Source organism: Acidovorax sacchari, from assembly GCF_042847045.1.
GTDB lineage: Bacteria > Pseudomonadota > Gammaproteobacteria > Burkholderiales > Burkholderiaceae_C > Paracidovorax > Paracidovorax sacchari.
In genome coordinates, this window is the sequence record NZ_AP035783.1 from 273,239 (window position 1) to 292,416 (window position 19,178).

Annotated in this window: 17 protein-coding genes; 12 read left to right on the forward strand and 5 right to left on the reverse strand. The window is 69.1% G+C overall.

What is annotated here, in order from left to right; genetic code table 11:
- The first annotated feature begins 22 nt into the window (after positions 1–22).
- A complete protein-coding gene (locus ACGHC0_RS01260; RefSeq protein ID WP_368355564.1) occupies positions 23–445 on the forward strand; it encodes a PACE efflux transporter in 423 nt (140 codons plus the stop codon).
- Between the two features lie 7 nt (positions 446–452).
- Here the strand turns inward: ACGHC0_RS01260 and ACGHC0_RS01265 are convergent, their stop codons facing one another.
- Together ACGHC0_RS01265 and ACGHC0_RS01270 are read right to left on the reverse strand one after the other, a co-directional pair.
- Complete coding sequence (locus ACGHC0_RS01265; RefSeq protein WP_368353668.1) at positions 453–1,376, reverse strand: response regulator; 924 nt, start codon at positions 1,374–1,376, stop codon at positions 453–455.
- Positions 1,363–4,824 carry an ATP-binding protein gene (locus ACGHC0_RS01270; RefSeq protein ID WP_415267215.1) on the reverse strand — a complete coding sequence of 1,154 codons (3,462 nt, stop codon included), beginning with the start codon at positions 4,822–4,824 and terminating at the stop codon, positions 1,363–1,365. Before ACGHC0_RS01270 ends, ACGHC0_RS01265 begins: the two co-directional genes overlap by 14 nt.
- Positions 4,825–5,013: 189 nt before the next feature.
- On the opposite strand from ACGHC0_RS01270, the gene urtA reads away from it, so the two are divergent.
- The 8 genes from urtA to ACGHC0_RS01310 all read left to right on the forward strand — a co-directional run bounded on the left by urtA (position 5,014) and on the right by ACGHC0_RS01310 (position 13,300).
- Positions 5,014–6,282, forward strand: coding sequence for an urea ABC transporter substrate-binding protein (gene urtA / locus ACGHC0_RS01275; RefSeq protein WP_092836719.1), 1,269 nt, complete (start codon positions 5,014–5,016; stop codon positions 6,280–6,282).
- A gap of 208 nt (positions 6,283–6,490) precedes the next feature.
- On the forward strand, positions 6,491–7,405 hold the full coding sequence (gene urtB / locus ACGHC0_RS01280) for an urea ABC transporter permease subunit UrtB (protein ID WP_092836716.1): 915 nt from the start codon (positions 6,491–6,493) through the stop codon (positions 7,403–7,405).
- 43 nt (positions 7,406–7,448) lie between these two features.
- Entirely contained in the window at positions 7,449–8,666 is a 1,218-nt protein-coding gene (gene urtC / locus ACGHC0_RS01285) for an urea ABC transporter permease subunit UrtC (protein ID WP_415267216.1), read from the forward strand.
- A gap of 23 nt (positions 8,667–8,689) precedes the next feature.
- On the forward strand, positions 8,690–9,433 hold the full coding sequence (gene urtD, locus ACGHC0_RS01290; RefSeq protein ID WP_288469526.1) for an urea ABC transporter ATP-binding protein UrtD: 744 nt from the start codon (positions 8,690–8,692) through the stop codon (positions 9,431–9,433).
- A 427-nt stretch (positions 9,434–9,860) separates the two neighbouring features.
- Positions 9,861–10,550, forward strand: coding sequence for an urea ABC transporter ATP-binding subunit UrtE (urtE, locus tag ACGHC0_RS01295; RefSeq protein ID WP_368353672.1), 690 nt, complete (start codon positions 9,861–9,863; stop codon positions 10,548–10,550).
- A gap of 27 nt (positions 10,551–10,577) precedes the next feature.
- Complete coding sequence (gene fmdA / locus ACGHC0_RS01300) at positions 10,578–11,804, forward strand: formamidase (protein WP_368353673.1); 1,227 nt, start codon at positions 10,578–10,580, stop codon at positions 11,802–11,804.
- A gap of 29 nt (positions 11,805–11,833) precedes the next feature.
- Positions 11,834–12,196, forward strand: a complete 363-nt coding sequence (locus tag ACGHC0_RS01305) for an FmdB family zinc ribbon protein (RefSeq protein ID WP_415267217.1) — start codon at positions 11,834–11,836, stop codon at positions 12,194–12,196.
- Between the two features lie 69 nt (positions 12,197–12,265).
- Positions 12,266–13,300 (forward strand): aliphatic amidase, encoded by a 1,035-nt coding sequence (locus ACGHC0_RS01310; RefSeq protein ID WP_415267218.1) that lies wholly within the window; start codon positions 12,266–12,268, stop codon positions 13,298–13,300.
- 33 nt (positions 13,301–13,333) lie between these two features.
- On the opposite strand, the gene ACGHC0_RS01315 is transcribed toward ACGHC0_RS01310, so the two are convergent.
- Both ACGHC0_RS01315 and cynR read right to left on the reverse strand, forming a co-directional pair.
- A complete protein-coding gene (locus tag ACGHC0_RS01315; protein ID WP_415267219.1) occupies positions 13,334–13,849 on the reverse strand; it encodes a hypothetical protein in 516 nt (171 codons plus the stop codon).
- Positions 13,846–14,775, reverse strand: a complete 930-nt coding sequence (gene cynR, locus ACGHC0_RS01320; RefSeq protein ID WP_368353677.1) for a transcriptional regulator CynR — start codon at positions 14,773–14,775, stop codon at positions 13,846–13,848. The genes ACGHC0_RS01315 and cynR overlap by 4 nt, the downstream gene beginning before the upstream one ends.
- A 125-nt stretch (positions 14,776–14,900) precedes the next feature.
- On the opposite strand from cynR, the gene ACGHC0_RS01325 reads away from it, so the two are divergent.
- Positions 14,901–16,112, forward strand: coding sequence for a muconate/chloromuconate family cycloisomerase (locus tag ACGHC0_RS01325; protein WP_415267220.1), 1,212 nt, complete (start codon positions 14,901–14,903; stop codon positions 16,110–16,112).
- 64 nt (positions 16,113–16,176) lie between these two features.
- A complete protein-coding gene (locus tag ACGHC0_RS01330) occupies positions 16,177–17,226 on the forward strand; it encodes a tripartite tricarboxylate transporter substrate binding protein (RefSeq protein WP_415267221.1) in 1,050 nt (349 codons plus the stop codon).
- Here ACGHC0_RS01330 and argC read toward each other — a convergent pair.
- Positions 17,198–18,154, reverse strand: a complete 957-nt coding sequence (gene argC, locus ACGHC0_RS01335) for an N-acetyl-gamma-glutamyl-phosphate reductase (RefSeq protein ID WP_415267222.1) — start codon at positions 18,152–18,154, stop codon at positions 17,198–17,200. The genes ACGHC0_RS01330 and argC overlap by 29 nt on opposite strands.
- A 115-nt stretch (positions 18,155–18,269) precedes the next feature.
- On the opposite strand from argC, the gene ACGHC0_RS01340 reads away from it, so the two are divergent.
- Entirely contained in the window at positions 18,270–19,163 is an 894-nt protein-coding gene (locus ACGHC0_RS01340) for a LysR family transcriptional regulator (protein ID WP_415267223.1), read from the forward strand.
- Positions 19,164–19,178 lie beyond the last annotated feature (15 nt).

A 19,178-nucleotide genomic window follows, 5' to 3' on the forward strand; every position in this document is an offset into this window, starting at 1 on the left:
TGGCGCCCGTGAAGCCCCGGGCTTGCAGGGCCCCTGGCGCCGCGTGGTCTATGTCTCGCTCTACGAACTGATCGCCATCGCCTTCGCGACCGCCGGCCTGGCCATGCTGACGGGGCAGGGCGCGGGCCATTCCAGCGCCGTGGCGGTGGCGTGCTCGGTGATCGCCATCGTCTGGAACGTCGGCTTCAACTGGGCGTTCGAGCGCTGGGAGTCGCGGCAGGCGGTGCGCGGCCGCAGCGTGGCGCGCCGCGTGGCCCATGCGATCGGCTTCGAGGGCGGGCTGGCGCTCATCCTGGTGCCGCTCTTCGCCTGGTGGTTCGACGTGAGCCTCTGGCAGGCGCTGGTGATGGACCTGGGCCTGCTGCTGTTCTTCCTGGGTTACACGTTCGTCTTCAACTGGCTCTTCGACCGGGTGTTCGGCCTGCCGGCCTCGGCGCGGGGCTGATCCGGCGTCATTCCTGGAGCCACTGCCCTGCCAGGGCGGCCGCGGCGGTGCGCGTCTCCACGCCCAGCTTCTCGAAGATGTGCTCCAGGTGCTTGTTCACCGTGCGCGGACTCATGCCCAGGATGTCGGCGATGTCGCGGTTGGTCTTGCCCTTGGCGATCCACGACAGCACCTCGGTCTCGCGCGGTGTCAGGTCCACGCTCGGCAGGCGCGCCGCGGGCGCCGCGCCGGCGGCCTGCACCGACAGCAGCAGCATGGTCTCGCCCAGCCCGCTGGCGCCGAGCGGGCGCGCCATGAGCCGCTGGCCGGGCTCCAGGCCGGTGGCGCCTTCGCCTGCCTGCTGCGCCTGGGCCAGCCAGCGTGCCATGGCCGGTGCCGGAGCGGGATCGGCGGCGAAGGCGGCCTCCAGCCAGCGTGTGGCCTGGGGCGAGCGCCAGGCGATGCGGTCCTGGCCGTCGAGCACCACCACGCCCATGCCGGCCACGTCCACCGCCTCGCGCGCCAGCCGGGCGGCGCGGGCGTTGGCGACGTGGGTGGCCAGGCGGGCCAGCACCTCGGGCAGGCGCAGGGGCTTGACCACGTAGTCCACCCCGCCGGCCGCGAAGCCGCGCACGATCTGTTCGGTGTCCGACAGGCCGGTCATGAACACGATGGGCACGTGCGACCACGGCGGCGTGGCCTTGATGCGGGCGCAGAGCGTGAAGCCGTCGGTTCCGGGCATGACGGCGTCCAGCAGCACGCCGTCGGGCACGGCGAGGTCGAAGCGCTCGAGCGCCTCGTCGGCGTCGCGTGCGGCCAGCACGGCGTAGCCTTCTGCGGCCAGGGCGTCGCCGAGCATCTGCAGGGTGGCGAGGTCGTCGTCCACCACGAGGATGGCGCGCCGCGCCGCGGCGGGGGATGGAGAAACGGGAGCGGTATCAGGCGGATGCATCGGTGTCGTCTTCGGGTTCGCGCAGCAGCCGGGTGAGCCGGTCGAAGTCCAGCTGGCCGACCGCGTCATCCAGGGGGTCCAGCAGCGCGGCGTGGCCGGGATGGGCGGCCCGGGCCGCGCGCAGCCGGGCGCGCAGCGCGGAGGCTTGGCCGGAGCGGGCCAGGTGGTGCAGTGCCTCCCGCAATGGCTCCGGCAGTGGTTCCGGCCGCGGCTGTGTGCAAGTCGCCGCGGCATCGGCGTGCGCCGAAGGGGCGCCGGCGGGGCGGGGCATGTCCTGCGGCGCCGGGTCGTGCAGCCACTGCAGGCCCAGCGCGGACTGCAGGGCCTGCAGCAGTTCCGATTCCACCACCGGCTTGCCCACGAAACCCTGGCAGCCGTGGGCGGCCACGCGCGCGGCGTCGTTGTCGAACTGGTTGGCGGACACGAACACGATGGGCAGGGCCGCAGCCGGCAGGCACTCGCGCAGCAGCGCGGCGGTCTGCCAGCCGTCCAGGTCGTCCATGCTGATGTCCAGCAGCACCAGGTCCGGGGGCGACTGCCGCACGATCTCCAGGCACTCGCGTCCGCTCGCGGCCTCGCGCACATCGAAACCCAGGGGCACCAGCAGGCCCGCGAGCAGCTGGCGCTGCAGCGGCTGGTCGTCCACCACCAGCAGGGTGCGCCGCGGGGGCCGGTAACCCACCACGGGCCGCAGGGCGGCGGCCTGCGCGGGCTGCCAGGCCGGGTCGGGCGCGGCAGCGGGCAGGTACAGGCGTGCGGTGAAGGTGCTGCCCTGGCCCACGGTGCTGCGCACGCTCAGCTGCCCGCCCATGAGTTCGGTCAGCAGGTGGGTGATGGTCAGCCCCAGTCCGGTGCCGGGTTCGCTGGCGCGGCGGCCGGCGCTGCCGCGCTCGAACGGCAGGAAGATGCGTTCCAGGTCCTGCGGCTCGATGCCGATGCCGGTGTCGATCACCTCGATGCGTGCGACATGGGCGCGGAAATCCAGCCGCAGCCGCACCTCGCCCTGGCGGGTGAAGCGCACCGCGTTGGACAGCAGGTTGATCAGGATCTGGCGCAGGCGTTTGGCGTCCGCGCGGATCCATCCGGGCATCGCGCCCAGCACCTCCACGGTGAAGGCCAGGCCTTTGGCCTCGGCCTGCGGGCGCAGCATGCCTTCCACGTCGTGCACCAGCTCGGGCAGCGGCAGCGGCGCGAGAGCCTGCCGCAGCCGGCCGGCCTCGATGCGGGCCAGTTCCAGCGAGTCGTCGATCAGCGCATGCATGTGCCGGCCGCTGCGCTCGATGGTCGAGAGCGCGTCGCGCAGCGCGTGGGCGTCCGGCGGGGCCTTCTGCAGGATCTGGGTGTAGCCCAGGATGCTGTTGAGCGGCGAGCGCAGCTCGTGCGTCATGCCGGCCACGTAGCGGGTCTTGGCCATGTTGGCGGCCTCGGCGCGGTCGCGCGCGGCCTGCAGTTCGGCGTCGGTGCGCTTGTGCGCCTCGATCTCCTGCAGCAGCAGTTGCGTCTGGCGCTCGGATTCGTCCTGCGCCATGCGCCGGCTTCCGGTGCTGAGCACCACCCACCAGGCGCACACGGCGGCCAGCAGCGCCAGCAGGGCATAGACCTTGAGGAACGGCGTGCGCAGGAACTGCGCGGGTGTCTCCAGCCCTTCCTGCACATAGACCACCCCCACCAGGAACGCGATCACCGCGCACAGCGACGCGAACACCATCAGGTACTGCCCCAGCCGGAAGTTCATTTTCGCGGCCCAGGCGCGCGGAAGCAGCAGCGTGGCCAGCGCGCGCAGCTGGTCGGCCGCGCGCGAGCCGGTCTTGCAGCGGTCGTGGCAGCGCGACTCGAGCGAGCAGCACAGCGAGCAGATGGCCGCGCCGTAGGCGGGGCAGCGGGCCATGTCCTCGGATTCGAAACGGTTCTCGCACACGGCGCAGCGCACCAGCTCGCCCGGCGCCCAGTCGGCGGCGGGCGGGCGCGCCAGGTAGTAGCGTCCGCCGGTCCACCATGCGAACAGCGGCGCCAGCGCCATCGACAGGGCCAGGGCGATGAAGGGCGAGAAGGCCGCCGCGGTCTCGCCCAGCAGGCCCGCATAGGCGCAGCAGGCCACGGCCGCGGCCACCACCATCGCGCCCAGGCCGACGGGGTTGAAGTCGTACAGGTGCGCCCGGCGGAATTCGATGCCCCGGGGCGACAGGCCCAGCGGCTTGTTGATGACCAGGTCGGCCACCAGCGCGCCCACCCAGGCGATGGCCACGTTGCTGTACACCGCCAGCACCTTCTCCAGCGCGCCGAAGACACCCAGCGTCATCAGCAGCGTGGCGATGCCCACGTTGAACACCAGCCACACCACGCGCCCCGGGTGGCTGCGGGTGACGCGCGCGAAGAAGTTGGACCAGGCCAGCGAGCCCGCATACGCATTCGTCAGGTTGATCTTGATCTGCGAGACCACCACGAACAGCACCGTCACGGCCACCGCCATGCCGGGCAGGCCCAGGGACTGCATCACCTGCCGGAAACCGGCCAGGAACATCTGCGTGGGCTCGGCCGCGCGGTGCACGCCCACCTCGAACTGCAGCGCCGCGAACGCGAGGAAGGCGCCGCCCGCCATCTTGAGCATGCCCATGGCGATCCAGCCCGGTCCGGCCACCAGCACCGCGCCCCACCAGCGCCAGCGGTTGGTGGCCGTGCGCTCGGGCAGGAAGCGCAGGAAGTCCACCTGCTCGCCGATCTGCACCACCAGGGAGAAGATCACCGCGCAGGCCGCACCGAACATGAGCGGGTCGAACTGGCTGCTGCCGCTCTTGAGGCCCGAGAGGCTGGCGAAGTCGCGGTAGAGCTGCGGCTGCGCCAGCGCGATCCACACGAAGGGAAGGAGCAGCAGGAAGAGCCACAGCGGCTGCGTCCAGGCCTGCAGGCGCGAGATCAGCGTGATGCCGCGCATGGCCAGCGGCAGGATGACCAGCGACGAGAGCACATAGCACCACTGCAGCGGCCAGTCCACCACCAGCTGCAGGGCGAGGGCCATGATGGCCGCCTCCAGCGCGAAGAAGATGAAGGTGAACACCGCGTAGATCAGCGAGGTGATGGTCGAGCCCAGGTAGCCGAAGCCCGCGCCGCGCGTGAGCAGGTCCATGTCCAGCCCGTAGCGCGCCGCGCAGTAGGCGATCGGCAGGCCGGTGAGGAAGATCAGCACGCCCACCGCGAGGATCGCCCACATCGCGTTGGCGAAGCCGTAGTTCAGCGCGATGGCGCCGCCGATGGCCTCCAGCGCCAGGAACGAGAGCGAGCCGAACGCGGTGTTCGCCACGCGGAATTCGCTCCAGCGGCGGAAGCCCTTGGGCGTGTAGCGCAGCGCGTAGTCCTCCATGGACTCGTCGGCCACCCAGGCGTTGTATTCGCGCCGGAAGCGAAAGATCGTCTGCGTCGCGGCGGGAGTGTCGTCGGGGGTGGCGGCCATGCATGGACCGCATGCAAGAAACGTTCTTGGCGTGGTGCGGGCGGCGCCGTACGCACGCCACTACGTTAATTGACGTATGGGCGCTTCGCAGGGTTCTCCCTAACCTTCATTCCAGCGCGGCACCTGTCGTCCCATCCGGGGCGACGCCACCGCCGCCTTCCACCCTCGCCAGATGCAAGGAGCGCCTTCATGAAGCACCCTCTCGACCCCCGGAACGTTTCCCCCCTGGCCAGCGCCGACGCGGGCCGCCGCCGCCTGCTGCAGGCCATGGGCGCCGCGTCCATCGCCGGCCTGCCGGCCTGGGGGCATGCCCAGCCCACGGCGCAGGTCAACACGACCAAGCTGGCCGTGACCGACACCGAAGTGACGGTGGGCCAGCTGCATTCGGCCACGGGCACGATGGCGATTTCCGAGACGGGCTCCATCCAGGCCGAGCAACTCGCCATCGACCAGATCAACGCCATGGGCGGCGTGCTGGGCCGCAAGATCAAGGTCATCAAGGAAGACGGCGCCTCCGACTGGCCCACCTTCGCGGAGAAGGCCAAGAAGCTGCTCATCAACGACCACTGCGCGGCGGTGTTCGGCTGCTGGACCAGCGCCTCGCGCAAGGCGGTGCTGCCGATCTTCGAGAAGGAGAACGGCCTGCTGTACTACCCCACCTTCTACGAAGGCCTGGAGCAGTCCAAGAACGTGATCTACACCGGCCAGGAGGCCACCCAGCAGATCCTCTACAGCCTGGACTGGGCGCAGAAGGAGAAGAAGGCCAAGACCTTCTTCCTGATCGGTTCGGACTACATCTGGCCGCGCACCTCGATGAAGATCGCGCGCAAGCACATCGAGAACTTCCAGAAGGGCAAGGTCGTCGGTGAGGAGTATTACCCCCTGGGCAGCACCAACTTTGGCTCGCTGATGAACAAGATCAAGGTGCAGAAGCCCGACTGCATCTTCGTGGCGGTGGTGGGCGGCTCCAACGTGGCCTTCTACAAGGCGCTCAAGGCCGCGGGCATCACGGGTGACAAGCAGCTGCTGGTGACGCTGTCGGTCACCGAGGACGAGATGACCGGCGTGGGCGGAGAGAACTTCGCGGGCTTCTACTCGTCGATGAAGTACTTCCAGTCGCTGGACAACGAGAACAACAAGAAATTCGTGGCCGCGTTCAAGGCGAAGTACGGCCCCAATGCGGTGATCGGCGACGTGACGCAAGCCGGCTACCTGGGCCCCTGGCTCTGGAAGGCCGCGGTGGAAAAGGCCAAGAGCTTCGACGTGGACAAGGTGGTGGCGGCCTCGCCCGGCATCGAGCTCAAGACCGCGCCCGAAGGCTACGTGAAGGTGGATGCCAACCACCACCTCTGGAGCAAGTCGCGCATCGCCCAGGGCCTGCCGGACGGCACGTTCAAGGTGGTGTCCGAATCGCCCGAGCTCATCAAGCCCGATCCGTTCCCCAAAGGGTATCAGTGACCACCCCCTGAGGCGCTGCGCGCCTTCCCCTCTCTCTCGCTGCGCGGGGAGGGGGACGACACCTTCGGTGCGGGGCGGCCCTTCCTCGGTGTCTCTGGCCTTGGGCCGTGCCGGTTTCAGCCGCCATGCCCTGGGTTCGCCACTGCGGTTTTCGAATTCCGCACAGATCGCCATTTCTTCCGATGGGTTCGCACGCAGGAGCTGCACCATGACTTTCTCCGAGATGATGAACATCGGCCTGATGCAGGGCTTCGCGGGCCTGAGCCTGTTCGCGGTGCTGCTGCTCATGGGCCTGGGACTGGCGATCATCTTCGGCCAGATGGGCGTGATCAACATGGCGCACGGCGAGTTCATGACCATCGGCGCCTACACCATCTACCTGGGCTCGACGCTGACGGCGCAGTACGCGCCCGGCTTCATGCCGTTCTATTTCCCGCTGGCCATCGTGGCCGCGTTCGGATTCGCCTTCGTGGCCGGATGGCTGGTGGAGTGGGGGCTGATCCGCCACCTCTACAAGCGCCCGCTGGACACGCTGCTGGCCACCTGGGGCGTGAGCCTGGCGCTGCAGCAGTGCTTCCGCACCTTCATCGGCCCCAAGGAAGTGAGCCCCACGCTGCCGGACTGGCTGATGGGCTCCTGGGCGCCGGCCGAAGGGCTGGACATTCCCGTCAACGGCCTGTTCGTGCTGGCCCTCACCGTGGTGGTGACGGCCGGCGTGCTGATCGCGCTGCACAGGAGCCGCTGGGGCCTGCGGGTGCGCGCCACCGTGAGCAACCGCGTGATGGCCAACGCCATCGGCATCGACACGAAGAAGACCGACCGCCTCACCTTCGCCATCGGCTGCGGCATCGCCGGCGTGGCGGGCGCGGCCTTCACCACCATCGGCTCCACGGGACCTACTTCCGGCTCGCTCTACATCGTCGATGCCTTCCTGGTGGTCACCTTCGGCGGCGCGGCCAGCCTGCTGGGCACGGTGGTGTCGGCCTTCGGCATCGCGCAGACGCAGTCGATCACCGAGTTCTTCCTGGCCGGCTCCATGGCCAAGGTGATCACGCTGTCGCTGATCGTGCTGATCCTGATGGTGCGGCCGCAGGGGCTGTTCGCCTCCAAGGTCCGCCGCTGAAGCTCCGCTCCCTGTTCCTTCCCGCATCCACCGGAGTCCTCCCATGAACGCCCTCAAAGCCTGGGTCCAGCGCTACCAGCTCGCCAGCCTGGTGCTGCTCACCGTGCTGCTGGCCGTGGTCCTGCCGCTGGCCCTCGACGTGTTCCGCCTGAACCTGGTGGGCAAGTACCTGACCTATGCCTTCGTCGCCATCGGGCTGGTGATGGTGTGGGGCTACGGCGGCGTGCTGAGCCTGGGGCAGGGCGTGTTCTTCGGCCTGGGCGGCTATGCCATGGCGATGTTCCTGAAGCTCGAGGCCTCGGACCCCATCAGCACGAAGATCCAGTCCACGCCCGGCATCCCGGATTTCATGGACTGGAACCAGATCACCGCGCTGCCCTCGTTCTGGGTGCCGTTCAAGAGCCTGCCGTTCGCGCTGGCCGCCGTGGTCGTGCTGCCCACGCTGCTGGCCTGGATCGTGAGCTTCGCCATGTTCAAGCGCCGCGTGGGCGGTGTGTATTTCGCCATCATCACGCAGGCGGTGGCGCTGATCTGCACGGTGCTCATCATCGGCCAGCAGGGCTACACGGGTGGCGTGAACGGCATGACCGACCTGAAAACGCTCTGGGGCTGGGACACGCGCACCGACAGCGCCAAGGTCATCCTCTACTACGTGTGCGTGGCGCTGCTGGTGGCGGCCATCGTGCTGTGCCGCTACATCCAGACGAGCAAGCTGGGCACGCTGCTGCTGGCCATGCGCGACAAGGAAGACCGCGTGCGCTTCTCGGGCTACGACGTGGCCAACTTCAAGGTCTTCACCTTCTGCCTGGCGGCGGCGCTCTCAGGGGTAGGCGGCGCGCTGTTCACGCTGCAGGTGGGCTTCATGTCGCCGAGCTTCGTGGGCATCGTGCCCTCGATCGAAATGGTGATCTACGCCGCCGTGGGCGGGCGCATGAGCCTGGTGGGCGCGGTCTACGGCGCGCTGCTGGTGAACGCGGGCAAGACGTATTTCTCCGAGAGCTTCCCGGACCTGTGGCTGTTCCTGATGGCGGCGCTCTTCATCGGCGTGACCATGGCCTTCCCGATGGGGCTGGCCGGCCTGTGGGAAGAGCGCATCGTGCCCTGGTGGAAGGGCCGCCGCGAGGCCCTGCGCCGCGCTGCCGTGCCGGCACCCGCCCCCTGGACCGAACCCGCTGCCGAGGTGCCGCCGCCCGCCAGTGTCGCTGCCTCTCCGAACCCCGCCGCGCCGCTGCCCCAGGGCACCCGCCATCAGGGCGTCTGAACACCACCGCGCAGGAGCCCTTCATGAGCAATACCGACTTCGCCCTGGCCGTGGAAGACCTCACTGTCTCCTTCGACGGCTTCAAGGCCATCGACAAGCTGACGCTGTACGTGGACAGGAACGAGCTGCGCGTGATCATCGGCCCCAACGGCGCGGGCAAGACCACGCTGCTGGACCTCATCTGCGGCAAGACACGCGCCACCGGCGGCAGCATCAAGTTCAAGAACGAGGAACTGACCCGCATGGCGGAGCACAAGCGCGTGCGCCTCGGTATCGGCCGCAAGTTCCAGACGCCCTCCATCTACGAGAACCTGTCGGTCTTCCAGAACCTGGAGGTGTCCTATCCCACGGGCCGCACGGTGTTCGGGGCGTTGGCCTTCCGCTGCACCGATGCGGTGAAGGAGCGCGTGCAGGCCGTGGCGGAGGACATCGGTCTGGCAGACCGGCTGGAGACGGAGGCCGGCCTGCTGTCGCACGGGCAGAAGCAGTGGCTGGAGATCGGCATGCTGCTGATGCAGGAGCCCGAGCTGCTGATGCTGGACGAGCCGATCGCCGGGATGAGCGCGCGCGAGCGGGAGCTGACGGCGGAGCTGCTGGAGCGCATCTGCCGCAACCGCGCGGTGATCGTGATCGAGCACGACATGGAGTTCGTGAAGCGCATCGCGCACAAGGTGACGGTGATGCACCAGGGAAAGATCCTGGCCGAGGGGCCGATGGACAAGGTGCAGGCCGACCCGAAGGTCATCGACGTGTACCTGGGGCATTGAGCATGCGGTGCGAACGACGGTTGTCTTATTGGTTCTGGTGCCGGAACGAAGGCTGTGTAGAGCGTGCTATCGGGGTGGCCCGTGGCGGTGGCATGCCCCGCTCCGCGAATGTCCCCCGGCCTGCGGCCTCCTCCTTGATTTCGCTGCGCGGGGCATGCCACCACCACGGGCAGCCAGCGCCGTGCGGTTTTCGCGGCCGGCAAGGCAGAGCACTGAACTGGCCGGGAGTGCCGGGTGGCCCCTGCAGCGAAATCAAGGAGGAGGCGAAGCCGGGGGACATTCGCGGAAGGGGCCACCCGGCGATCCCGGCCCGGGCGCACATCTCGCACATCAAGAGCTCTGCAGCGACGGCTGCCGACCCAACGCAAAGCCCGCACATCCGAGCCGACATGGCAGGCATCCCAAAGCACCCCCCAGGAGCGACCCCATGCTGAAAGTCACCGACCTCCACGTCGCCTACGGCCAGAGCGAGGCCCTGCACGGCATCTCGTTCGAAGGCCATGCCAACGAAACCGTCGCCATCATGGGCCGCAACGGCATGGGCAAGACCACGCTCTTCAAAAGCCTCATGGGCGTGCTGCCCACCAAAAGCGGCAGCATCCGCGTGGCGGACCAGGACGTCACGCGCGACGAAAGCTTCCGCCGCGTCGCCAAAGGCATCGCCTACGTCCCCCAGGGCCGCATGATCTTCCCCACCCTCACCGTGGAAGAAAACATCCAGACCGGCCTGGAAAACGCCAAGGAAAAACGCATCCCCGACGAGATCTACGCGCTCTTCCCCGTGCTGTGGGACATGCGCCGCCGCAAGGGCGGCAACCTCTCGGGCGGCCAGCAACAGCAACTCGCCATCGCCCGCGCCCTGGTCACCGACCCCAAGGTACTGCTGCTCGACGAGCCCACCGAGGGCATCCAGCCTTCGATCATCAAGGACATCGCCAAGGCCCTCAACGAGATCCGGAAGATGCGCCAGCTCACCATCGTCGTGTCCGAGCAGGTGCTCAGCTTCGCGATGGACGTGGCCGACCGGCTCTTCGTCATCGAGGGCGGCCGGCTGGTGCACGAGACCACCCGCGCCGGCACCGACCAGCAGCGCATCAAGTCCTACCTCTCCGTCTGACCACCATCCACCCCCAAGGAGCATGCCATGACCGACACCCTCATCAAAGTCGACCTCACGAAGTCGCCCACCGAGAACGAGAACATCCACAACCGCTGGCACCCGGACATTCCCATGGCCTGCTGGGTGAACCCGGGCGACGACTTCATCCTGGAGACCTTCGACTGGACGGGCGGTTTCATCAAGAACAACGACAGCGCCGACGACGTGCGCGACATCGACCTGACCACCGTGCACTACCTCTCCGGCCCCGTGGGCGTGAAGGGGGCCGAGCCCGGCGACCTGCTGGTGGTGGACCTGCTGGACATCGGCGCCAAGCCGGACAGCCTCTGGGGCTTCAACGGCTTCTTCTCGAAGAAGAACGGCGGGGGCTTTCTGACCGAGCACTTCCCCGAGGCGCAGAAGTCCATCTGGGACTTCAAGGGCATGTTCACCAGCTCGCGCCACATCCCGGGCGTGAACTTCGCCGGCCTGATCCACCCCGGCCTGATCGGCTGCCTGCCCGACAAGGCGATGCTCGACCAGTGGAACGCGCGCGAGCAGGCGCTGATCGACAGCGCGCCCACCGCGGGCCTGGCCAACCCGCCTTCGCCCGGCACCGCGCACATGGGCAAGATGACGGGCGAGGCCCGCGACAAGGCCGCCGCCGAGGCCGCCCGCACCGTGCCCCCGCGCGAGCACGGCGGCAACTGCGACATCAAGGACCTGTCGCGCGGCGCGAAGGTGTATTTCCCGGTCTACGTGGATGGCGCGGGCCTGTCGGTGGGGGACCTGCACTTCAGCCAGGGCGACGGCGAGATCACTTTCTGCGGCGCGATCGAGATGGCGGGCTGGGTGCACATGAAGGTGCAGCTCATCAAGGGCGGCATGGCCAAGTACGGCATCAAGAACCCCATCTTCAAGCCCAGCCCCATCGTGCCCACCTACAACGACTACCTGATCTTCGAAGGCATCTCGGTGGACGAGGCCGGCAAGCAGTACTACCTGGACGTGAACGTGGCCTACCGCCAGGCCTGCCTGAACGCCATCGAATACCTGAAGAAGTTCGGCTACAGCGGCGCGCAGGCCTATTCCATCCTGGGCACGGCCCCGGTGCAGGGCCACATCAGCGGCGTGGTGGACGTGCCCAACGCCTGCGCCACGCTCTGGCTGCCCACGCAGATCTTCGACTTCGACATCAACCCCACGGCCGCGGGCCCGCAGAAGATGCTCGACGGCAGCATCGACATGCCCCTGTCGCCCGACATCGCCTGAGCGAACCAGCGAGCGAAAGAGACCCGCCCATGCCCACCTACGACTACCACTGCGCGGCCTGCGGCGGCTTCGACGCGCTGCGCGGCCTGGCGCAGCGCAACGAGCCCGCCGCCTGCCCGGAATGCGGCGCGCCGTCGCCCCGCGTTTTCGCGAGCGCGCCGCGCCTGGCCTGCCTGGGCGCGGACCAGCGCCGCGCCCACGACACCAACGAGCGCGCCCGCCACGCGCCGCGCTCCTCGCGCGACACCGAGGCCGGCAGCTACGGCCGGATGCGCCATCCCGCGGGCTGCGGCTGCTGCAGCGGCGGCTCCGGCAAGCGCAGCGCCACCGTCACTGCCGCCAACGGCGCCAAGGCTTTTCCGTCAAAACGGCCCTGGATGATCAGCCACTGAGCGCGGCACCCCGGACGGCCTTTTCTTCTCTCTCGTCACCGATTCACCGTTTTCCCAGGAGCCCGCGCCATGATCCACGGCGATATTTCGAGCAGCGACGACACCGTCGGCGTCGCGGTCGTCAACTACAGGATGCCCCGGCTGCACACCAAGGCCGAGGTGCTGGACAACGCCCGCAGGATCGCCGACATGCTGATCGGCATGAAGGCCGGCCTGCCGGGCATGGACCTGGTCATCTTCCCCGAATACAGCACCCACGGCATCATGTACGACCGGCAGGAGATGATGGACACCGCCGCCCACATTCCTGGCGAGGAGACCGAGATCTTCGCCGCCGCCTGCCGCAAGGCCAGGGTGTGGGGCGTGTTCTCGCTCACCGGCGAGCGGCACGAGGAGCACCCGCGCAAGGTGCCCTACAACACGCTCATCCTCATGAACGACCAGGGCGAGATCGTGCAGAAGTACCGCAAGATCATGCCGTGGACGCCCATCGAGGGCTGGTACCCGGGCGACCGGACCTACGTCACCGACGGCCCCAAGGGCCTGAAGATCAGCCTCATCATCTGCGACGACGGCAACTACCCCGAGATCTGGCGCGACTGCGCCATGCAGGGCGCCGAGCTGATCGTGCGCTGCCAGGGCTACATGTACCCGGCCAAGGAGCAGCAGATCCTGATGAGCAAGGCCATGGCCTTCGCCAACAACAGCTACGTGGCCGTGGCCAATGCGGCCGGCTTCGACGGCGTGTACAGCTACTTCGGCCACAGCGCGCTGATCGGCTTCGACGGCCGCACGCTGGGGGAGTGCGGCGAGGAGGAAATGGGCGTGCAGTACGCCGCGCTCTCCAAGCACCTGATCCGCGACTTCCGCCGCCACGGCCAGAGCGAGAACCACCTGTTCAAGCTCATGCACCGGGGCTACACCGGGCTGCTGAACTCGGGGGAGGGCGACCAGGGCGTGGCGGACTGCCCGTACGGCTTCTACCGCCAGTGGGTGACCGACCCGGCCGCCGCGCGCCGCACGGCGGAGGCCGTCACGCGCGGCACCGTGGGCACGCCGCAGTGCCCGATCGACGGCATTCCGCACGGGGCGAAACAGCCCTGACGCCTCTGCCGTGTCACGGGTTGTCAGCCATTCCTATCGCCCCCTGGACGAATAATCGCTGTCCATCCACGCCTGAGCACTGGCCTGGCTGAGCTTGAAGTTCGCCTCCACGCGCGCTTCGCCCAGCAGCTGGCCGGCGTCGTCGTGCGCCGTCAGAACGGCATACGGATACTCCTCGTCCGGCACGATGCGCAGGGCCACCCGGACGCGCGCTGCGCCCGCGCCCACGGCTACCTCCTTGTGCAGCTGCGCATGCAGTTGCTGCTCATGGCGGCGCAGCACTTCGGAAGCGGTTTTGACCAGCGTGTGGAAGGCCGCCACGTCCAGCGGCTTGGGATTCTTCTTGTCGCGGCCCATCGTCCACGGGCCCACCAGCGCCGGCTCGGATTCGCCGCGCAGCGTCATCGACACGGCCCAGCCGTCGTCGTCTTCGTTCTTGATCACCTCGGCCGTCCAGCGTCCGTCGCTCCAGAGGCGGGCCTCCTGGATGGGCGCTTCGGTGGTATCGGGGGATGCTTCGTCGGTCTTCTGCATGGGGGAGTCGTTCATCGCTGCATTGTCCGGTACGTGGCCGGCCGGCTGGCAGCGGTGGCCGTGGCGCCCACCAACGGCCGCAGCCGCGCCACGAACTCCCGCGCCGCCGCGCTGCGCGAGGCGCCCCGCCGCCACAGCACCCCCGCGCGCCGCACGGTGGCGGGTTCGGTCAGCGTGATCGCGCGCATGCCCGGCCCGGCCTGGCCCGCCGCCCGTTCGGCCGCGATGGTGGCCAGCGGCCCGCTGCGGCAGGCGTGCAGCAGCGCGTCCACCGATTCCATCTCCACCCGCACCACGGGGGCCACGCCGGCCTGCGCGAAGGCCGCATCGATCATGCGGCGCGTCGCGAAACTCTGCGGCAGCAGCGCCAGCGGCACGCCGGCCAGTTCGCGCACGCGCAGGCTGCGGCGGCGCGCCAGTGCGTGGCCCGCGTGCACCACCAGCTGCAGGCGCTCCTCGAACAGCGGCTCGGCCTCGATCTCCTCGCGGTGCGCGGGGTGGAAGGAGATGCCCACGTCCAGCCGGCCGGCGATCAGCTGCTCTTCGATCGGGCCGCCGCGCAGGTCGCGCACCACCACCTGCACGCCCGGGTAATCCGCGCTGAAAGCGGCCACCGCGTCCGGCACCAGGTGGGTGAGGAAGGTGGGGATCACGCCCACGGTGAGCGTACCCGCCTGCAGCCCCGCCATGTCGGCCAGCGCCATGCGGCCGGCCTCCAGTTCCTGCAGCGCGCGCGCCGCGTGGCTGCGGAACGCCATGCCTGCCTGCGAGAGCTTCAGCCCCCGCCCCAGCCGGTCGAACAGCGGCAGGCCCAGTTCGGCCTCCAGCTGCCGCAGGCCGTGCGACAGGGTGGACTGGGTGACGAAGAGCGCGTCGGCCGACTGCGTGAGGTGCTCGGTCTCGGCCACGCTCAGGAAGTAGCGCAACTGGCGCAGTTCCATGGAGGCTCCTGGAGGAAGGGGGGAATCGGGTGGCGGAAGGTGCGCATGATCGTTCGATGTTGTCGAATGAATCGTGTCATATATACCATTGGATCGCAGGCTTTCTCCGGGATAAGGTGGCAGCCATGACCGCCATTTCTTCCGCCGGCCTGCGCATCGAGCGCATCGAGGCGCGCATCCTCGACATCCCCACCATCCGGCCGCACAAGTTCTCGTTCGGCGCGATCCACCGCCAGAGCCCGGTGGTGGTGCAGCTGTGGCTGGCGGACGGCGCCTGCGGCTTCGGCGAGGCCGCCACCATCGGCGGCCCTTCGTGGAACGAGGAATCGCCCGAAAGCATCCTGCATGCCGTCACCGCATACCTCGGCCCCGCCGTGGCCGGGCAGGACGCGGGCCGCTTCGAGCAATTGCTGGCGCGCATGGACGCCGTCTGCAAGGGCAACCGCTTCGCCAAGAGCGCCGTGGAGATGGCCGCCATCGACGCCGTGGCCCGCTCCCTGGGCCTGCCCGCCTGGCAGCTGCTGGGCGGCAAGCAGCACGAGAGCCTGCCCCTGGCCTGGACGCTCGCCAGCGGCGATTCCGCCCGCGACGTGGAAGAGGCCGAGCGCATGCTGGAGGCGCGCCGCCACCGCATTTTCAAGCTCAAGATCGGCGCGCGCGCCCCGCAGGACGACGTGGCCCACGTCACGCGCATCGCCCGCGGCCTGGACGGGCGCGCCGACATGACGGTGGACATCAACCAGGCCTGGGACGGCAATACCGCGCGCCGCTACGTGCCCCAGCTCATCGATGCGGGCGTGACCCTGATCGAGCAGCCCGTCGCGCAATGGAACGTGGAGGCCCTGCGCCAGCTCACCGCCGGCCTGCCCGCCGGCGCGCTGGTGATGGCCGACGAGACCGTCTGCACGCCGCAGGACGCGATGCTGCTGGCGCGGCAGGGCGCCTGCCATGTCTTCTCGCTGAAGGTGGCCAAGTACGGCGGCCTGCTGCGCACCCGCGCCGTGGCTGCGGTGGCGGAGGCCGCGGACATCGGCTGGTACGGCGGCACCATGCTGGAAACGTCGCTGGGCAGCGCCGCATCGGCCCACGTCTTCGCCACCCTGCCCGGCAGACATCACAACTGCGAACTGTTCGGCCCGCAACTGCTGGTGAACGACATCGTCGCCACGCCCATGGCCGTGCGCGACTTCGCGTTGCAGTTGCCTGACGGCCCCGGCTTCGGCGTGGAGGTGCTGCCCGAGGCCCTGCGCCGCTTCGACCGCGCCCGCGAAGGACTCGCGCCCATGCACGTGGACATGGGCCGCCAGGCGGCCAGCTCATCCGTGCCATCCGCCTGACGCCTGCGCCACCCTTTCATCCATCCATCCCTCATCGAATCCTATAAATCCGGAGACAAGTCCCATGCCATCCATCCGCGCCCAGGCCCTGCCGTTCGCCCCCACCCCCACGCGCCGCCGTGCCCTCGCCTTCGCGGCGGGTGCCGCTGCCACCGCCGCGGCCGCCCTGGCGGGCGTGCTGCCCGCGCCCGCCCACGCGCAGTCGGCCGACGCGGCCGCCTGGCCCTCCAAGCCCATCCGCTGGGTCGTTCCGTTCCCGCCCGGCGGCGCCATGGACGTCATCGCCCGCACCCTGGGCGAGCGCGCCGGCCGCACCCTGGGCCAGCCCTTCGTGATCGAGAACCGCCCCGGCGCGGGCGGCAACATCGGCGCGGACGCCGTCGCCAAGTCGCCGGCCGACGGATACACGATCATGATCACCTCCATCGGCATGGCCACCAACAAGGCGCTCTACGCCAGGCTGAGCTACGACCCGGTGAAGGACTTCGCGCCCGTCAGCCTGCTGGCCATCGTGCCCAACGTGCTGGTGGTGCACGCCAATAGCCCGGACAAGACGGTGGCCGACGTGATCGCGCACGCCGGGCGCGAGCCCGGCAAGCTCACCTACGCCTCGGCCGGCAACGGCACCTCGATCCACCTGGCCGGCGAGGTGTTCGCCTCCATGGCCAGGCTGAACCTGCTGCACGTGCCCTACAAGGGCAGCGGCCCGGCCATGACCGACATGCTGGGCGGCCAGGTGGACCTGATGTTCGACAGCATCACCTCCGCCGCCCCGCACATCCAGTCCGGCAAGCTGCGCGCCCTGGGCGTCACCAGCGCCAAACGCTCGGCCACGCTGCCGGGCGTGCCCACCATCGCCGAGGCCGGCGTGCCCGGCTACGAGGTCTCGCCGTGGTTCGCCGTGTTCGCCCCGGCCGGCACGCCCGCGCCCATCGTGCAGAAGCTCAACGCCGCCCTGCTGGACGCCATGAAGCAACCGGAGACCAAGGCCCGCTTCGACGCCATCGGCGCCGAGCCCATCGGCAGCACGCCCGCGCAGCTGGCCGCGCACCTGGACAAGGAAATGGCGCGCTGGGGCGCGCTGATCAAGGACCGCAACATCCGGATGGATTGAGTCCCGGCAATCCCAGCATCAGGTCGAGGTTCTGTACCGCCGCACCCGCGGCGCCCTTGCCCAGGTTGTCGAACACCGCAGTCAGCAGAACCTGCTCCTGCTGCGGCTGGCCGAACACCGCCAGTCGCACGCGGTTGGTACCGTTGAGCGCACGGGGGTCGAGCCGCTGTGCGTCCGCGTCTTCCTCCAGCGGCTGCAATTCGATGCAAGGCTGGCCGGCATACCGCGCCTGCAGCGCGGCGTGCAGGCGTGCGGTGGTCACGCCGGCGGGGAGCAGGCGGAGGTGCAGGGCGATGGTCACCACGATGCCCTGCCGGTAGTTGCCATAGGCCGGCACGAACACCGGTGCATGCGCCAGGCCCGAGTGTTGCCGGATCTCCGGCACGTGCTTGTGGTGCAGGCCGAGGCCATAGACCTGGAACGGCACGGCGGTCGATGCGTTCGCGCCTTCATGGTCCTGAAGGCCCGTGCGGCCCCGTCCCGAGTAGCCCGACACTGCATGGATGGCCACCGGGTAGCCGGCCGGCAGCAAGCCGGCGTCGATCAGTGGCCTGAGCAGCATCAGCGCGCCGGTCGGGTAGCAGCCAGGATTGCTGACGCGGCGGGCATGCGCGATGCGGCCGGCCTGGCCCGCCTCCAGTTCCGGCAGCCCATAGACCCAGCCCGGTGCAGTGCGATGCGCCGAACTGGCATCGATGATGCGCACGCCGGGCCGGCGTACCCACGCCACGGCTTCACGCGCGGCGTCGTCCGGCAGGCACAGCAATGCGATGTCGCAGTCGTTGAGCGCTTCGGCCCGGTGCGCGGCGCTCTTGCGTTGCTCGGCCGGCAACTGCAGCAGGCGCAGATCGTCGCGTCCTTCGAGCCACTGGCGTACCTGCAGGCCCGTGGTGCCCTGGTCACCGTCGATGAATACATGGGGGGTCATTGCGTGCTCCATGGGGTGTATGGGGCGCATGGTGCAGCGCAATGCGGATGCAGGCCAGTTGAATCTGACAAACTACGCATTCATGAATACTGAATGAGCGGTCCTCCGTCAAGCCATGCGCGAAATCAATCTCGACCGTCTGCGCACATTGCTGGCGGTGGCGGATCTCGGGTCCTTTGCCGCAGCCGCCAAGGCGTTGCACCTGGCGCCGCCCACGGTGACGCTGCACGTGGCACAGCTGGAGGAACGCCTCGGGGCGCGCCTGCTGCACCGCGCGTCGGCAGGCGCCACGCCGACATCGGCCGGAAGCCTGTTGATCGACAGGGCGCGGCGGCTGTTGGCCGAGGCCGACGATCTTCTGCAGTCCGTGGAGCGGCAGATCGCTGCACGAGGCGGTCGCGTGCGCCTGGGGGCATCCACGGGCGCACTCGCGCACCTGTTGCCCCGGGCACTGGAAACCCTGGCTGCCCGGCATCCGGAGATTGACGTGCAGGTGGGAGTGATGACGAGCGAGGAAGCCCTGGTGCGCCTGGCGGCCGGCAGCCTGGACATCGGCATCGTCGCGCTGCCGCAGCCGGTGCTGCGCGGCCTGCAGGTGCAGGCCTGGCGCCAGGACCCGGTGCTGGCGTTCATACCGGCTGCCTGGAAGCCGCCGCGGCATGTCACGCCGGCGTGGCTCGCTGCCCGGCCGCTGATTGCCAATGACAGCGGCACCCGGCTCTCGCGCCAGACGGCTGAATGGTTCGCCGCTGGCGGCGAGCGGCCCAAGGCACGCATCGAGTTGAATTACAACGATGCGATGAAGAGCCTGGTGGCCGCAGGCTATGGTGCCGCATTGCTGCCCCACGAAGCAGGCGCGCCGCAGCCCGATGCCCGCATCAGCACCCGGCCATTGCGCCCGGCGCTGTGCAGGGCACTGGGCATCGCACACCGGACCCATCTGGATGACGACGCAACGGCCGTGACGCTCCGGGCCTTGCTGGACATGGAGCATGGCGGGAAGGCATAGAACGCATGCTGGCAG

Coding starts and splice junctions, on each gene's coding strand:
- ACGHC0_RS01265 (WP_368353668.1), bottom strand. CDS start 1,376: ATGCATCCGCCTGATACCGCTCCCGTTTCTCCATCCCCCGCCGCGGCG.
- ACGHC0_RS01270 (WP_415267215.1), bottom strand. CDS start 4,824: ATGGCCGCCACCCCCGACGACACTCCCGCCGCGACGCAGACGATCTTT.
- urtA (WP_092836719.1), top strand. CDS start 5,014: ATGAAGCACCCTCTCGACCCCCGGAACGTTTCCCCCCTGGCCAGCGCC.
- urtB (WP_092836716.1), top strand. CDS start 6,491: ATGACTTTCTCCGAGATGATGAACATCGGCCTGATGCAGGGCTTCGCG.
- urtC (WP_415267216.1), top strand. CDS start 7,449: ATGAACGCCCTCAAAGCCTGGGTCCAGCGCTACCAGCTCGCCAGCCTG.
- urtD (WP_288469526.1), top strand. CDS start 8,690: ATGAGCAATACCGACTTCGCCCTGGCCGTGGAAGACCTCACTGTCTCC.
- urtE (WP_368353672.1), top strand. CDS start 9,861: ATGCTGAAAGTCACCGACCTCCACGTCGCCTACGGCCAGAGCGAGGCC.
- fmdA (WP_368353673.1), top strand. CDS start 10,578: ATGACCGACACCCTCATCAAAGTCGACCTCACGAAGTCGCCCACCGAG.
- ACGHC0_RS01305 (WP_415267217.1), top strand. CDS start 11,834: ATGCCCACCTACGACTACCACTGCGCGGCCTGCGGCGGCTTCGACGCG.
- ACGHC0_RS01310 (WP_415267218.1), top strand. CDS start 12,266: ATGATCCACGGCGATATTTCGAGCAGCGACGACACCGTCGGCGTCGCG.
- ACGHC0_RS01315 (WP_415267219.1), bottom strand. CDS start 13,849: ATGAACGACTCCCCCATGCAGAAGACCGACGAAGCATCCCCCGATACC.
- cynR (WP_368353677.1), bottom strand. CDS start 14,775: ATGGAACTGCGCCAGTTGCGCTACTTCCTGAGCGTGGCCGAGACCGAG.
- ACGHC0_RS01325 (WP_415267220.1), top strand. CDS start 14,901: ATGACCGCCATTTCTTCCGCCGGCCTGCGCATCGAGCGCATCGAGGCG.
- ACGHC0_RS01330 (WP_415267221.1), top strand. CDS start 16,177: ATGCCATCCATCCGCGCCCAGGCCCTGCCGTTCGCCCCCACCCCCACG.
- argC (WP_415267222.1), bottom strand. CDS start 18,154: ATGACCCCCCATGTATTCATCGACGGTGACCAGGGCACCACGGGCCTG.
- ACGHC0_RS01340 (WP_415267223.1), top strand. CDS start 18,270: ATGCGCGAAATCAATCTCGACCGTCTGCGCACATTGCTGGCGGTGGCG.